This is a genomic window from Streptomyces sp. NBC_00390, assembly GCF_036057275.1.
Lineage (GTDB): Bacteria > Actinomycetota > Actinomycetes > Streptomycetales > Streptomycetaceae > Streptomyces.
In genome coordinates this window covers 5,970,017-5,985,155 of sequence record NZ_CP107945.1, presented here as the reverse complement: position 1 = coordinate 5,985,155, position 15,139 = coordinate 5,970,017, and the positions used below count along the sequence as shown (strand labels likewise).

Below are 15,139 nucleotides of genomic sequence, written 5' to 3'. Positions count from 1 at the left end.
GCAGGGCGGGTTGGCGGTCAGCCAGGCGTCACGCCGGACGCGACAGACACGGCGCCTGGTCAGCCAACTCGACATGCTCGGCCATCAAGTGCCCCTCCAATCCGCGGAACCGGCCTGAACTGCGGTGTCGGGGGATTTTCGGATCAGACTCCACCGACCTCGGTGTCTGCGCTACACCACTCGGAACTGAGGGATGCTCCCAGCCGGGCAGACCATCACTTCATCGGGGCCGTGCAGCACGAGTGCCCGGCCGCCGTTCTCCATCAGGTATTGCCTCAGCTTTTCTCCCAGGTCCATGCGGAGGCCGTCACCCGTCAGGTTCTGGTCCGGTTCCAAGGAGAGCCATGGCTCCTTGAATGCGGTGATGCGGGTTACCTCGAGGTGTCGGCCATCGGCCATCAGGGCTGTTACAAGTGCTTGGCTCATGTGCTCCACTCTGTCCTCCGAGGCAGCTCTGCGCCCATTTGGCTGAGCCAGCCGGCGTACGGAGGCGCCGTGGCGCGAGGCAACGTACAGCAGCGAATGCAGCATCTACAGCAACCGACGGCGACCGACAACGGCCACAAGCCCACGGCTGACCAGCCCGGGAGACCTCAGCGACCTCCCCGCCGGTGGTTCGGGACGAGAGGCGCAGCCCGTGCCTTACGGCAGCCAAGCGCAGCAAACCAGCGAGCGCACCCGAACGTCAGCCGCCGTCACGCCGGTAGTTCGCATCGAGACGCACACGGCGCAGCACCCCCGGTCGGGCCGTCTCTGCGGGGGTGCTCAGCGATGACCAACGACGACAACCGTCGACAGCGCATCCACGGCTCAGGCGATCGATCGACAACTCAGGCCCTGGTCAGGAACCTGGCGCGTCACTTCTAGGTCCACGGCAAGAACGAAATAGCCCCCGACCAGTGGTTTCCCGCTGGTCGACCGGCTCGGCGCATCCTTCCTCAGGCACGCAGACGGCGCCGCCTGGACCGAGTTGGGAGCATGCCCAGACCTTCCTGCCGACGGCAGCGGCCCACCGCATTGCGCAGCGCCTCTCCGTTGACGTTGCCGTCGACCAGTGCCGTCACACCATGCCGAAGCCCCGCCAGGAGACACCTGACGGGGCTTCGGGTGCATTTGCGAATTGCACCCTCGGCTGTTCAGACCCCGAACATCAGAGCATCTCTGCCCATCTCGTAGATCTCGATCGCACCAGGAGAATGCTCCGTGAACTCCTCCCAGAATCCGGGCGATTGCCAGGCAGCAGGAGCAATCGTGAGCGATCCGTCCCACTCGACCGACGTCGTCCACGACGGATGCATGGTGCGATCGACTACTTCAAAGAGCCGTGAGTCGAAGAGGGGTGGAAGCTCACCCCTGCGAAACTCGATCCTGAAGTAGTTCGGACCCTCCGTCTGGCAGTACACCTCAAGGACCACATACACCTGCCCTTGACGCAAGGCATCCGCCCCCTGGCGAACGCTCTGCTCATGGCCTTGGGTGCCGGTGAATCTCACTTTCACGAGGCGCTCCCTCTGCGGTTCATGACGACCTTGTAGTCAAAGTCGTACATGACCTCGCCCGACACTCGATTCCTGTAGTAGTGCACCTGAAAGTCGCCGTAGGGCCCTTGGTGAGTCTCGGTGCTGTACTTGCCCCACTGCGAAGCCCCTCCGCGTTCTGCGAATCGCGCCTGAAGACCCTTGTTCCCCATTTTCGTTCCAGGCATCACCAACCTGGAACCCGCAATCGCATCCGGCGTCAACTCTCCACTCCGAGTGAACGGCGAGTTCGCTGACTCCAATCGCAGCTTCTGCGCGAGCTTCTCCCCTTGGAGAGAGCCAGATGGAACATAACAGTTGCTGTTGTGAACCAGGACCGGCGTCTGGCCCGCCAGTACATAGTACGAGTGGACATCGCTGACCGTGAGGTCGTGCGTGCGCTGCCGGCCCCGCTGGTCGAGGACTGCGGTCACCGGGAGGGGCGAGCCCGTCGAGCTGCGCAGTTCGTCGCCGACCCGGACATCCTCGGCGTCCGTCCACCGGTTGGCGTCCGCCAGCCAGAACGGATGGTTGTCGGTAGCTGTGATGGTGGCGGGACCTCGGTCGGTGGTGACGGTGAGCCGCGTGAAGTCCTTGTCGTCCTCGGTGGTGATCACGTTGGTCACCGGCCGTGCCGATGTGAGCCGGCGGTCCGGTTCGGTGGCGACCACTCGGTCCCCGACGCGGATGTCTTCGATGGCCCGGTGGGTTCCGTCGGCGAGGAGGACCTGTGTGCCGGACGGGAAGCTGTGGGGCTTCGCACAGTTGGCGGCGTCCCGTTCCCACCGCACCCAGTCGACGAGTTGCTTCACCTCCACGGCCGCCAGGGCGCGGGCGTCGATCAGGGTGTTGGCTCGAAGCGGAATGCTGTAGCGGACCGGCCTCCCGCCGCCGGCCCGGGACTGGGCCTCGGCCTGGGCCTTGTACTTCGCGGCGACCGAGGTGTAGACCGCTCCGGCGCCCGGGTCGGAACAGGTCAGCGTGCCGGAGACGCTGTTGCCGGTGACCGGGAAGGTGCCGCGTCGGCTGGTGCACCGGCCGGCGGACTGGCCGCCGATGGAGAAGTCCGCGCTCAGGACGGCGGTGACCTCGCCCTTGGTGATGCGCCCCTTCGCCCTGCTGGAGACCTGCCCGGTGAACCTCTGGTTGGCGGTGCAGCCCGACGAGCCGCAGTTCATGTCCCCCGAACCGTCGAGGCTGAAGTTGATGCCGTGGTCGCTCGCGTCCTTGAGTTGCCCGGTGTGAGCCAACAGGGTCTTGAACATCGCGTCCACGGCAGCACCGACGACCGGAGTCAGGTCCATCCCCTCGGAGTCGCCCGCTGCCAGCGGCCCGGTGGTCACCCGCGGGATCTCGGTCGCCGTCTCCCCGTTCCGGACCTTGTCGACCACCTCGGACAGGTCGTAGGGCTCCAGACGCAGCACCCGGTACGGCTCCTGCTTGGTCACCAGCAACCGGCCTGCCGAGGTGTCGACCCCGAGCGCGGGCGTCCCCTCCACGGTCAGGGGGCGCTGCCGTGAGTCGTCCGCCGACGGTGCCTCGTCCACCTCGCCCAGGGCCTTCGACAGCACCTCCGCCAAGCCGGACGGGGTTGGCATGCGCTTCAGCGCGTCGCCCAGGAGTTGGGAGCCGTCGTCCATCCCGAGCATCCACTCGCTGGGAGTCTTCGTACCGGGCTCGACGTCCGGGCCTGGGGAGGGATCCTCCTGCCACCGCATGAAGGTCTTGCCACCGACGTGAAGGACGTCCCGGCCGTGCTTTTCGTTACCGGAGCCCGTGGTGCCGAACTGGCTTCCGCCCGCGGTGACAGTGATCTCGTTCTCCGTGATACCGGCGAACGACGTGTCCTGGTAACGCAGCCCGGGAGCCTGGGCCAACGCGTCGACGGCCCGTATGAACGGCTTCAGGTTCCGCTTGGCCACCCTCTCGCCGGCGTCGGAGTCGGAGTCGTTCCCCCACGCCAGCAGCCCGGCCACCAGCGCCAGGACCAGCGCCCCCGCCCCGCCGAGGAGCAGCATGCGCTGACGTCCCGTCAGCACTTGGAGCCTCAGCATCCACGGACGACGCACGGGAGCCGGGGGGTGAGCAGGCGGTGGCGGCACGAACGCCGCACCTGACGGCGGCCGGCCCTCGGGGGATCCGGCCCGGCGCGACGCCATCAGTCGGCCCGCACGAAGCTGAGCAGGACACCGGTGCCGAGCCACGGCTCGACCCCACAGCACTGCCAGCCCGTGCCCTCAATGGCCCTGATCACTTCGTCCACTCCGCGGTCCATCCGCTTGACGGCCCGTTTCCCGTACACCGGCCGATTGAGGAAGAGCTGCACCGTGTGCGTCGTCATCCCCGCTTCCCGCGCCTTGCGGGCCTCTCGGGCCAGGCTCCACAGGTGGCGCCGCTTCATGCTCGTCATGTGATACCTCCGTGTCGTCTCGGCGGGACGGACCCCTGCCAGGTCCTCCCACACGGCGTGATCGGCGACCGCGCACACCGCCGCGTTCCGGCTGGGCAGGTCGGTGGCGACCAGGACGTGACGGCCGTCGTGCCGCCGCGCCCGGGCGCTCCAGGCACCCGCGCCGCCTTCGACCCGGCCGACGACCGGACCGCCGGCAATGCAGATCCGGCAGCTGCCGTCGGCCAGGCCGTACAGAACGAGGCCGCAGCGGCCCAGGAGCAGCGCAACCTCAGGGGTCATGGCACCTCCGTGGGCCGGGCGCGCGGCGCCGGGTCGCAGGCCGCGGCGTGCGGTGCCGCCCCCCGTACGGCACCGCAACGCCGCGGTTCCTGCGCTGACTTGCCAACGGTGGTGGACGCCGCTGCAATAGCGATGAAATTCTGATGATCCGTGATGACCCAGGGGGTCGGATGGCCATGGGGGCGCTGCCGGAGGAGCTGCACATCGCGTTACTCGGCCCGGTGCAGGCACGGCGCGGCGGCCGGGAGGCGTCCATCGGCCCGGCCCGCCGGCAGGCGGTGCTGACGGCGCTGGCGCTGCGCGGCGGCCGGCTGGTCAGCCACGAGCAGTTGATCGACGGAGTGTGGGGCGAACGGCCGCCGCGGACGGGCCGGCGGGTCCTGCCCAGCTACGTGTACGCGCTGCGGCAGGCCCTTGACGTGCCGGGTGCGGGGCAGGACGAATCGGTGATCCGCGGCGGGTCGGGCGGCTACCGCTTGGCCGCACCGGTCCGCCTCGACACCGCGCGCCTGGCCGAACTCGCCGCGGGGACAAGCCGGCTGCTGGACTCCGGTGACCCATCGGGGGCGCTGGCCTCCGCTGAGCAGGGCCTGCGCCTGTTCCGCGGGGAACCGCTCGCGGGGCTGCCCGGCCCGTTTGCGCTCGGGGAACGGCAGCGGCTGCTGATCGAGCGCCGGTCCTTGCAGCAGCAGCGGCTGGAGTGTCTGCTGCGGCTCGGCCGCGGCAGCGAGGTCCTCGCAGACCTGGCTTCCCCGGACGCCGCTCATCCGCTGGACGAGCAGGTGCTGGCGCTGAGGATCCGGGCGCTGTACGGCACGGGCCGGCAGGGCGAGGCGCTCGCCGCGTACGAAGGGCTGCGGCGGCGGTTGCGACAGGAGTTGGGGACGGCACCGTCCGCGGCCCTGCGGGACCTGCACGCGGCAGTGCTCCGTCACGACGACACGGCCGTGGTCGGCGGCTCGGCCACCGCCGACAGCTCTGTCGTCCCGGACGCGGCACCCGCCTCGATGGCCCCCGTGGCAGCTGCCTCGCGGCGTCCCCGGACATCGCCGCCGCCGGTGTCCGCGCGGGTCCGGCCGCATCGCACGGTGAATGAACTGCCTGGAAACGCGGGTAAGTTGGTCGGCCGTCTCGCGGAGGTCGCCGCACTGACCGCGCCCGCCCCCCAGGACGCCGTCACCGTCGCGACGGTGGACGGGCCTGCCGGGGTCGGAAAGACGTCGCTGCTGGTGCACGCGGCGTGGACGCTTCGCCCCCAGCACCCGGACGGCGTCCTCTTCCTCGATCGGCTCACGCACCACTCACCGGCGGCCGACCGGCCTTTGACGAAGCGGCTGCTCCAGCGGCTGCTGCGCACGCTCGGCATGGCCGACGCGGACGTGCCCCAGGATCGCGACGACCTGATCGCCTCATGGCGCGACGCCACCAGCGGGCTGCGGCTGCTGCTCGTGCTCGACGACGTGGGAAGCGCCGCGCAGGTGCGGCCACTGCTGCCTGCCGGTCCGGGCAGCCGCGTGCTGGTGGCGGGACGGCGCAGGCTGACCGGACTGGACGCGGACCGGTGCGTGACCCTGGACCCACTGCCGGCCACCGACTCGATCGGTCTGCTGCGCCGGCTGATCGGCGAGGCGCGCACCGACGCCGACCCCGAGGCGGTCACCGACCTGGCGCGGCTGTGCGGGGGCCTGCCGCTGGCCCTGCGGATCGCGGGCGCGCGGCTGCAGCACCGGCCGTCGTGGTCGCCGGCCCACCTGGCGGCGCGGATGGCAACGGAGGAGCGGCGGCTGGGCGAGCTGAGCGCCGGGGACCGCAGCGTGGAGGCCGCTTTCCACATGTCCTACGAGCAGTTGAGTGAGGCCCGGCAGCGGGCGTTCCGGCTGCTCGGGCATGCGCCGACGCCTGAGTTCGACGCGTGGACGCCGGCGGTGATGCTCGGTGTGGGCGTCGACGAGGCGGAGCTCGTGCTGGAGGAGCTGTACGACGCGAGCCTGGTGCTGCAACCCGGCCCCGGGCGGTATCGCCTCCACGACCTCGTGCGGGTCCACGCCCGGAAGCTGGCCGACGCCCGGCCCGAGGAGACGGCGCAGGCCCGCCGGCAGGTACTGGAGCTGTATGTGCAGGCGGGCCGGCTCACCGGTGACGACGGCCGGGCACCGGACGGGGCCCCGCAGCGGTTCGACTCCGCGCGGGACGCGGCGCGATGGCTCGACGGGGCGGGGCCGGACCTGGCGGACGTGCCGGGGTATGCGGTGGCGCACGGCGAGGACATTCTGGCGACACAGCTGGGGGTGGCGCTGCGGGACTACTTCCTCCACCACGACCGCTACGACGAGGGACGTGCGGCGCTGACGACGGCGCTGCAAGCCGCGGAGCGGACCGGGGACCCTGCGCTGCGGGTCCTGGTGACGGCGTCGCTCGGGCTGCTGGACTACCAACAGGGCCGGACCGCGCAGGGTGGGGACTGGTTCCGGCAGGGGCTGGAGTGCGCCCGCGAGAGCGGCGACGAGACATTGGCGGCCCAGCCTCTGCTCGGTCTGGCCATCCAGGACTTCCTGCCGGGGCGGTACGACGCGGTGGCGGCCACCACCGACGAGGTGCTGCCGGTCCTGGAACGGGCCGGCGACGAGTGGGGAGTGTCGCTGGCGCTGGCGATGCGGTCGATGAGCCGCTTCATGCGGGGGGAGGTGCAAACAGCGTTTGCCGACGCGCGGGCGGCGCTCGCCGCGGCGGAGCGCAACGGCCGCCCGATGCCGATCAGTCAGCGCCTGCTCTCCCTTGCGGACGGGCATGCGGCGCTCGGCGAACGGGCGGAGGCGCGGGCGGTGCTGCTGCGGGGTGAGGAACTGCTGCGTGAGGCCGGCGACCCGCTGTTGCTGGCGTTGACGCTGACACGGCTGGGATCGGTCGCGGACGACCTTGCGGAGGCGGAACGCCGCCATCGCCAGGCGCTGGCGCTGCACGCGGGCATCTCGCGGCGTTCGGAGCCGCACCGCACGCGGCTCGAGATGGAGATCCGCCGCCGCCTGGGTCAGTCGTACGCGGCGGCAGGAGCGGCGGCACGGGCACGACGGGAGTTCCGTGCGGCACTGGCCCTGGAGCGAGCGGCAGAACACCCGCAGCTGCAGGAGCAGTTACGGGCTTCGCTGGCGGAGGTGGACAGTGAGTGGGCCGGTGTCACCGGCGGGACGCCGGGCGTCACCGGCCGGTAACTGCGCGCAGGTTCCCGGCCGGTGCGGCCGAGGACCCGAATGGTGGAACTTCGACGGAGACTGCGGCAGGCCGGCCGGAGCCGGTTCACCCCTTGCGGACATTTCCGCAAGGGCTTCCCTGCGGCGCCCCCGCACGCCATCCTGACGGTGCATCAGTTCCACGTGACCACAGGGGGGCAACGGGCGTGCCGTCGACGAAGGACGAAGCGGGACACGAGCCGAGAGGCGAACGGACGAGCGCGCCGGAAGGCCGTTCCTCCACCACCCGGACGACCGACCCCCACGTGACCGACCACGGCGGTGGCGTGCGCTCCCTCCGGGTGCCCATTCCGGACAACCCCCTCGGGCACACCCTGGTCCATCTGCTCGACACCGACCGCGGACCCGTCCTCATCGACACCGGCTGGGACGACCCCGCGTCCTGGGACACCCTCACCGCCGGCCTGACCGCGTGCGGCACCTCGGTCGCCGAGGTCCACGGTGTCGTCGTCACCCACCACCACCCCGACCACCACGGCCTGTCCGGGCGGGTCCGGGAGGCGTCCGGCGCCTGGATCGCGATGCACGCCGCCGACGCCATGGTGGTGCGCCGCACCCGGGAGGCCGAGCCGGGGCTGTGGCTCGACTACCTGGCCGACAAGCTCACCCGCGCCGGCGCCCCCGAGGAGCACACCGCCCCGCTGCACGCCGCCCGCGCCGCCGGGCACACGGGCAGCCTCCCCGGGCTGCGCGCGGCCCTGCCCGACCGGGAGATCGTCCCTGGCGAGCTGCTCGGCCTCGCCGGCCGCAGGCTGCGCGCCCTATGGACCCCCGGCCACACCCCCGGCCATGTCTGCCTGCACCTCGAGGAGACCCATCCGGCCCGGCTCGCCGGCAACGGCCGGCTCTTCTCCGGCGACCATCTCCTCCCCGAGATCACCCCGCACATCGGCCTGTACGAGGACCCGGACGACGCCACCGTCACCGACCCCCTCGGCGACTACCTCGACTCGCTCGAGCGCATCGGCCGCCTCGCCCCCGCCGAGGTGCTCCCCGCGCACCAGCACGCCTTCACCGATGCGGCCGGCCGGGTCAGGGAGCTGCTCGTCCACCACGAGGAGCGCCTGGCCGGCCTGCTCGCCCTGCTGGCGCGGCCGCTCACCCCGTGGCAGGTCGCCGAGCGGATGGAGTGGAACCGGCCTTGGGACGAGATCCCCTACGGCTCGCGCAACATCGCGGTCTCGGAGGCGGAGGCCCATCTGCGCAGGCTCGTGAAGCTCGGCCGCGCGGAGGCGGTGCCGGGCAGCGCACCCGACCTGTACGTGGCGTCCGAACCGTGACCTTGCCCTGTGACCTGCGCCCCGCCGCCGCCCGGTGACCGGCCGGTACAGTAACCATGTCGTCATCATGCCCGTACGGGGGGAAGCCGGTGCAAATCCGGCACTGACCCGCAACCGTGAGCCGCCGTCACCGGCGGTGAGTCGGAATGCCTCGTACGCGTTCATGACCGGCTCGTGCCCACCGGGACCCGCCCGGTGGCCGGCACCGTCGAGGGATACGGAGCCGAGCCTGGTGCCTCAGTGTGCCTGCGCCCGGCCCTGAAGCAGGAGAGGCACCACCCGCCATGACCACCGTTCGCCGCTGCGCAGCAGCACTCGCCGTCTCCGCCGTGCTCGGACTGGCGGTGGTACCGGCCGCCTTCGCCGCGCCGAGCCCCACCCCGTCCGCCGCGCTGCCGTCCGGCCTGTACGGCACGGGCGACCCCACGTACGACGGTGTCTGGCGGCAGTCGCTGGCGCTGCTCGCCCAGGACACGGCCGGTTTCGTGCCCGCCGAGGCGGCCGTGGACTGGCTGACCGGGCAGCAGTGCGCGGACGGCGGCTTCCCCTCGTACCGTGCCGACGCGGCGAAGGCGTGCGACGCCAAGCTTCCGCTGGACACCAACGCGAGCGCCGCCGCCGTGCAGGCGCTCGCCGCGCTCGGCGGGCAGGACGCCGCCGTGGACAAGACGGTCGGCTGGCTGAAGTCCGTACAGAACAAGGACGGCGGCTGGGGCTACAACCCGGGCGGGGCCTCCGACGCGAACTCCACCTCCATCGTCATCGGCGCGCTCGCCGCGGCCGGTCTGGGGCCGGCCGACGTGACGTCGAAGGGCGGCAAGACTCCGTACGACGCGCTCCTGACGTTCGCCAAGCCGTGCGGCGGCAAGGACGGCGGGGCGTTCGTGTACCAGGTCAAGAGCCCCGGCATCGTCGCCGACTCCACCGCTGCCGCGGTGCTCGGCGCGCACGGCAAGGGCCTCGTCGTGACGGCGGGCACGAAGGACGGCAAGGGCACGGCCTGCGAGAAGGCGACGACGATCGAGGGCGCGGCCCACAACGGTGCGGCGTACCTCGCGAACGGGCTTGCCAAGACCGGGTACTTCAACACGCCGCCGATGCCGGGCGCCGAGGACTCGGCGCCCGAGCCGGACTTCGGGAACACGGCGGACGCGGTCGTCGCACTGACCGCACAGGGCCTGACCGAGCAGGCGAAGAAGCCGCTGACGTGGCTGGAGCAGAACGCTTCCGCCTGGGCCAAGGAGAGCGGCCCCGCCGCCTATGCCCAGCTGATCTTCGCGGCTCACGCGGCCGGCGCCGACCCGGCCGACTTCGGCGGCCAGAACCTGGTGACCGCGCTCAACGCGACGGGCCCCGCGCCGAAGAAGGCGTCGCCGTCGCCCGCCCCCTCCTCGCGTGACGAGAAGAAGGGTGAGGAGTCCGAGTCCCTGTCCATGTGGTGGATCGTGGGCGCGATCTTCGTCGCCAGTGTCGGCGCCGGCTTCCTGATCAGCGGCCGCAGGAAGCCGCGGCAGTGATGCGCACGCGTTTCCTGGTGCTCGTGCTCGGCGCCGTCCTCACGGTGCTGAGCGCTGCGCCCGCACAGGCGGCCGGCTACCGCTACTGGTCGTTCTGGCAGAGCAGCGGGGCGAAGTGGACGTACGCCACCGAGGGCCCGGCCACGGCGCAGCCCGCCGACGGGTCCGTGAACGGGTTCCGGTTCTCGGTGAGCGAGGACAGCGGGGACTCGGCGCAGCCGCGCCGGGGCCCGGACTTCGCGGCGATATGCGCGAAGACCCCGGCGAAGGCCGGCACGAAGCGGATCGCGCTCGTCATCGACCCCGGCACGGCGGGCGACGCCCCTCAGGGCGAGGCCCCGCCCGCGCTGCGCACGGCGTGCGCGCAGGTCGCAGACGGCGCGACGAGCGCGGAGGCGCTCGCGGCGGTGGCGAAACCGCTGCGCTACAACAGCCAGGCGCTGCTGTGCGCGATCTCCGGCTACCCGAAGTCGGGCTGCGGCGAGCAGGTCTCGGCGCAGGAGCCCCCGTCACGGGATGCGAAGGACGACTCGGGCGGCGGCCCGTCGCTCGGTGTCGTGGCGGGCATCGCGGCGGTACTGGGTCTGGGCGTGGCGGCACTGTGGCAGTCCCGCCGCCGGCGCACCCCATGACGCCTGCGCCTGCCCCAAGGCCGCACGACCCGTCCGGCCCGGCGCGCCGGGCCGCGCAGCGCGAGGCCGTTTCCACCAGCGGGCGCGTCGCGGATGCACTTCCGCCCGCGGCCGACAGCTCGGCCGGGCGCACGCGGCGCGCAGGCACGAGCCGCTCCTCCTCTGCCGGGACCTGGGTCGGCGGCTACCCGGGCGGTCGTCTCCTCGGCCGGCTGCGCGCGCCCGAGGCCACTCGCAGCAACGCCCTGCATGCCGGGGCCTGGTGGGTGTGGGCGCTCGGGCTTGCCGTGGGCGCGTCGCGGACCGCGAATCCGCTGCTGCTCGGACTGCTCGTCGGCGTCGCCGGGTACGTCGTGGCGGCCCGCCGCACCGACGCTCCCTGGGCCCGGTCCTACGGTGCGTTCGTCAAGCTCGGGCTGTTCGTCATCGCCGTCCGCGTGGTCTTCTCCGTCGCGCTCGGCTCCCCCATCGCGGGCACGCACCCGCTGCTCACGCTTCCCGAAGTGCCCTTGCCCGACTGGGCGCAGGGGGTACGGATCGGCGGGCGCGTGCACGCGGAGCAGCTGGTGTTCGCGCTGTACGACGGGGCCAAGCTCGCCACTCTCCTCATCTGCGTCGGCGCCGCCAACGCCCTCGCCAACCCCGCCCGGCTGCTCAAGTCCCTTCCCGGCGCGCTGTACGAGGCCGGCGTCGCCGTCGTCGTCGCCATGACCTTCGCACCCAACCTGGTCGCCGACGTCTTCCGGCTGCGCACCGCACGCCGGCTGCGCGGCCGCCCCACCGGAGGCATCAGGGCCGTCGCACAGATCGCCCTGCCGGTGCTGGAAGGCGCGCTGGAGCGTTCGGTCGCGGTCGCCGCGTCGATGGACGCGCGCGGCTACGGGCGCACCGCCGAGGTCCCGCCCGCCGTACGCCGCACCACCACCGTCCTCACTCTCGGCGGGCTGCTCGGTGTGTGCGCGGGCTCGTACGGACTGCTCGCGGCGGCGGGCGCCGCCTACGGGGTGCCGCTGCTGATCACCGGGCTCCTCGCCGCCGTCGCGGGCCTGCGGCTCGGCGGCCGCCGCTCCGTACGCACCCGCTACCGACCCGACCGGTGGGGCGTACGGTCCTGGCTGGTCGCCGCCTCCGGCGTGGCGGTCGCGGCCCTGATGATCCAGGCGAACGTCCAGGACCCGCAGGCGCTGCACCCCGGCGTCGTACCGCTCATCGCCCCGACACTGCCGCTGTGGCCCGCGCTGTCCGTGCTGATCGGCCTGCTGCCGGCGTTCGTCGCCCCCGTACCCACCGCTCCCGCAGGACCCGAGGAGTCGACCCCGTGATCCGCTTCGACGATGTGTCGGTGACGTACCGCGACGCCGGCGCGCCCACGATCAGCGGCGTCGATCTGACCGTGCCCGAGGGCGAGTTGGTGCTGCTCGTCGGACCGTCGGGAGTCGGCAAGTCGACTCTGCTGGGGGCCGTCTCCGGGCTGGTCCCGCATTTCACGGGCGGCACGCTGCGCGGCCGGGTCACGGTCGACGGCCGCGACACCCGCACCCACAAGCCCCGCGAACTCGCCGACCTCATCGGCACGGTGGGCCAGGACCCGCTCGCGCACTTCGTCACCGACACGGTCGAGGACGAGCTCGCGTACGGCATGGAGTCGCTGGGCCTCGCCCCGGACGTGATGCGCCGACGGGTCGAGGAGACCCTGGACCTGCTGGGCCTGGCCGACCTGCGCGACCGCCCGATCGCGACGCTCTCCGGCGGCCAGCAGCAACGGGTCGCGATCGGCTCGGTGCTGACCCCGCACCCCAAGGTGCTCGTCCTCGACGAGCCGACGTCCGCGCTGGACCCCGCTGCGGCGGAGGAGGTGCTGGCGGTGCTCCAGCGCCTGGTCCACGACCTCGGCACGACGGTGCTGATGGCCGAGCACCGTCTGGAACGGGTGGTGCAGTACGCGGACCGGGTGGTGCTGCTCCCGGGCCCGGGCCTGCCCCCGGTGACCGGCGCCCCGGCGGAGATCATGGCGCAGTCGCCGGTGCATCCGCCGGTGGTGGCGCTGGGCAGGCTGGCGGGGTGGGATCCGCTGCCGCTGTCGGTGCGGGACGCGCGGCGCAGCGCGGGTGCGCTGAGGGAACGCTTGGAGGGCGTCGCTCCGGGAGACGTCATACCGGGGGCCGTGCCTTCCGGGGCCACGCCGCAGGCCCCTGCCCGTCCGGCCGACGGCTCGCGGGCAGCGGCTCCGCCGGCCGTCGGCGCGTCGGCCCAGGCCCCGGCTCCCGCCCCCGGGAGCACGTCCATACGTGCCCGGGCGCGCTCGGGGTGGCTCTTCAGGCGGCGGGCGGCCTCGCACGACGCCGCACCCGCGACCGACGCGCAGTCGCCGGAAACGAGCGGCCCGGTCGGCGGCCGGATCGCCACCGTCACCCGCCTCGCCGTCCGCCGGGCCCGCATCGAGGCCCTCCGTGACGTGACCCTCACCGTTGCCCCCGGCGAGACCATCGCCCTCATGGGCCGCAACGGGGCCGGGAAGTCCACCCTGCTCTCCTCACTCGTCGGCATGGTCGAGCCCACCTCCGGCAGCGTGACCGTCGGCGGCCGCACACCCCACCGGACGGCGCCCCGCGAGCTGATCCGGCAGGTCGGGCTCGTGCCGCAGGAGCCGCGGGACCTGCTCTACGCGGACACCGTCGGCGCCGAGTGCGCCGCCGCCGACGCGGACGCCGGCGCCGAGCCCGGATCGTGCCGCGCGCTCGTCGGCGAGCTGCTGCCCGGCGTGCAGGACGCCATCCACCCCCGCGACCTCTCCGAGGGGCAGCGCCTCGCCCTCGCCCTGGCCGTCGTGCTGACCGGCCGCCCCCCGCTGCTCCTGCTCGACGAGCCGACCCGAGGCCTGGACTACGCGGCCAAGGCCCGCCTCGTCTCCGTACTGCGGGGCCTGGCCGACGGCGGCCACGCCATCGTGCTGGCCACCCACGACGTGGAGCTGGCGGCCGAGCTCGCCCACCGCGTGGTCATCCTGGCCGACGGCGAGATCGTCGCCGACGGCCCGACGTCCGAGGTCGTCGTCTCCTCCCCCGCCTTCGCACCCCAGGTCAGCAAGATCCTCGCTCCTCAGCCCTGGCTGACCGTCTCCCAGGTCAGGGACGCGCTGTGAGCACACGAACGCGTCCCGTCCGCCTCGGCCCCCGCTCGATCGCCGCGCTCGTCCTCATCACCGCGATCGGGGTGATCGCCTTCGGCTGGCCGCTGCTCGCGGACCCCGGTGCGACGGTCACCGCACATGACGAGGACGCCCCCTGGCTGTTCGCCGCCCTGCTGCCGCTCCTCGTCGGCGTCGTCGTCGCGACGATCGCAGACACCGGCATGGACGCCAAGGCCGTGGCGATGCTCGGGGTGCTGGCCGCGGTCGGGGCCGCGCTCAGACCGCTCGGCGCGGGCACCGCGGGGCTTGAGCCCATGTTCTTCCTGATGGTGCTCAGCGGCCGGGTTCTCGGTCCCGGCTTCGGCTTCGTGCTCGGCGCGGTCACCATGTTCGCGTCCGCGCTGCTCACCGGCGGGGTGGGGCCGTGGATGCCGTTCCAGATGCTCTCCATGGGCTGGTTCACCATGGGCGCCGGGCTGCTGCCCGGACCGGAGCGGCTGCGCGGTCGTGCGGAGCTGCTGATGCTCGCCGCGTACGGGGCGGTCGCGGCCTTCGCGTACGGCACGGTCATGAATCTGCAGGGCTGGACGTACATCGGCGGGCTGTCCTCCGGGATCGCCTTCGACGCCGATGACCCGGTGCAGGAGAACCTGGTGCGTTTCCTCGCCTACTGCCTGGCGACCTCGCTCGGCTGGGACCTGGGGCGGGCGGTGCTCACCGTCGCCCTGACCCTCACCCTCGGCGCCACGCTCCTGAAGGCACTGCGCCGCGCCACCCGCCGTGCCGCCTTCGAGGCCCAGGTCACATTCGAGGCCCCGAAACCCTCCTCTGAGGGGTGAGGCACCCCACAGGGCCCAGGCCCCCGACGATCGGACCTAGTAGTCGGAGCAGGGGGCCGAAAGGCCCCTCAAAACACCCTCCGACCTGGCGAAAAGCACTACATACACCATTTGGGCCTTAGACCCCTCCTACCCCGTTCGCCTCGTATATACGGGTGAGCCCGGTCACGGCGCGAGCTCCGCCGCCCCGGCTACAACTGTTCTCGTCGCAAGGGAAGCAGGGCCTCGAAGCCCAGCACACGAGCCCGGCTCGGCCCGCCCCTCGCGACAGAACCGACCCCGAA

The 15,139-nt window shown here is 72.4% G+C and carries 11 protein-coding genes and 1 riboswitch; of the genes, 7 read left to right on the top strand and 4 right to left on the bottom strand.

All coding sequences use genetic code 11. From position 1 onward, the window contains the following. Positions 1-171 precede the first annotated feature (171 nt). From OHS70_RS26355 to OHS70_RS26340, 4 genes are all read right to left on the bottom strand, one after another. Positions 172-426, bottom strand: coding sequence for a hypothetical protein (locus tag OHS70_RS26355; protein ID WP_328401196.1), 255 nt, complete (start codon positions 424-426; stop codon positions 172-174). A gap of 710 nt (positions 427-1,136) precedes the next feature. Then, positions 1,137-1,499, bottom strand: coding sequence for a hypothetical protein (locus OHS70_RS26350; RefSeq protein WP_328401194.1), 363 nt, complete (start codon positions 1,497-1,499; stop codon positions 1,137-1,139). Then, the gene (locus OHS70_RS26345; RefSeq protein ID WP_328401192.1) at positions 1,496-3,571 is read right to left on the bottom strand and encodes a Hint domain-containing protein; all 2,076 of its coding nucleotides are present in this window, start codon (positions 3,569-3,571) and stop codon (positions 1,496-1,498) included. Before OHS70_RS26345 ends, OHS70_RS26350 begins: the two co-directional genes overlap by 4 nt. 104 nt (positions 3,572-3,675) lie before the next feature. Beyond that, the gene (locus tag OHS70_RS26340) at positions 3,676-4,209 is read right to left on the bottom strand and encodes a hypothetical protein (protein WP_328401190.1); all 534 of its coding nucleotides are present in this window, start codon (positions 4,207-4,209) and stop codon (positions 3,676-3,678) included. 170 nt (positions 4,210-4,379) lie between these two features. Between OHS70_RS26340 and OHS70_RS26335 the strand changes: the two genes are divergently transcribed. The 7 genes from OHS70_RS26335 to OHS70_RS26305 all read left to right on the top strand — a co-directional run bounded on the left by OHS70_RS26335 (position 4,380) and on the right by OHS70_RS26305 (position 14,855). Continuing rightward, a complete protein-coding gene (locus OHS70_RS26335) occupies positions 4,380-7,418 on the top strand; it encodes an AfsR/SARP family transcriptional regulator (protein WP_328401188.1) in 3,039 nt (1,012 codons plus the stop codon). A 284-nt stretch (positions 7,419-7,702) separates the two neighbouring features. Further along, positions 7,703-8,737, top strand: coding sequence for an MBL fold metallo-hydrolase (locus OHS70_RS26330; RefSeq protein WP_328401186.1), 1,035 nt, complete (start codon positions 7,703-7,705; stop codon positions 8,735-8,737). Between the two features lie 50 nt (positions 8,738-8,787). Beyond that, positions 8,788-8,947, top strand: a riboswitch (cobalamin riboswitch). A gap of 74 nt (positions 8,948-9,021) precedes the next feature. Beyond that, positions 9,022-10,254, top strand: coding sequence for a prenyltransferase/squalene oxidase repeat-containing protein (locus tag OHS70_RS26325; RefSeq protein WP_328401184.1), 1,233 nt, complete (start codon positions 9,022-9,024; stop codon positions 10,252-10,254). Beyond that, complete coding sequence (locus tag OHS70_RS26320) at positions 10,254-10,886, top strand: SCO2322 family protein (RefSeq protein ID WP_328401182.1); 633 nt, start codon at positions 10,254-10,256, stop codon at positions 10,884-10,886. The genes OHS70_RS26325 and OHS70_RS26320 overlap by 1 nt, the downstream gene beginning before the upstream one ends. After that, a complete protein-coding gene (locus OHS70_RS26315; protein ID WP_328401180.1) occupies positions 10,883-12,208 on the top strand; it encodes an energy-coupling factor transporter transmembrane component T in 1,326 nt (441 codons plus the stop codon). The genes OHS70_RS26320 and OHS70_RS26315 overlap by 4 nt, the downstream gene beginning before the upstream one ends. Further along, positions 12,205-14,028 carry an ABC transporter ATP-binding protein gene (locus OHS70_RS26310; RefSeq protein ID WP_328401178.1) on the top strand — a complete coding sequence of 608 codons (1,824 nt, stop codon included), beginning with the start codon at positions 12,205-12,207 and terminating at the stop codon, positions 14,026-14,028. The genes OHS70_RS26315 and OHS70_RS26310 overlap by 4 nt, the downstream gene beginning before the upstream one ends. Then, a complete protein-coding gene (locus OHS70_RS26305) occupies positions 14,025-14,855 on the top strand; it encodes an ECF transporter S component (RefSeq protein WP_328401176.1) in 831 nt (276 codons plus the stop codon). Before OHS70_RS26310 ends, OHS70_RS26305 begins: the two co-directional genes overlap by 4 nt. Positions 14,856-15,139 lie beyond the last annotated feature (284 nt).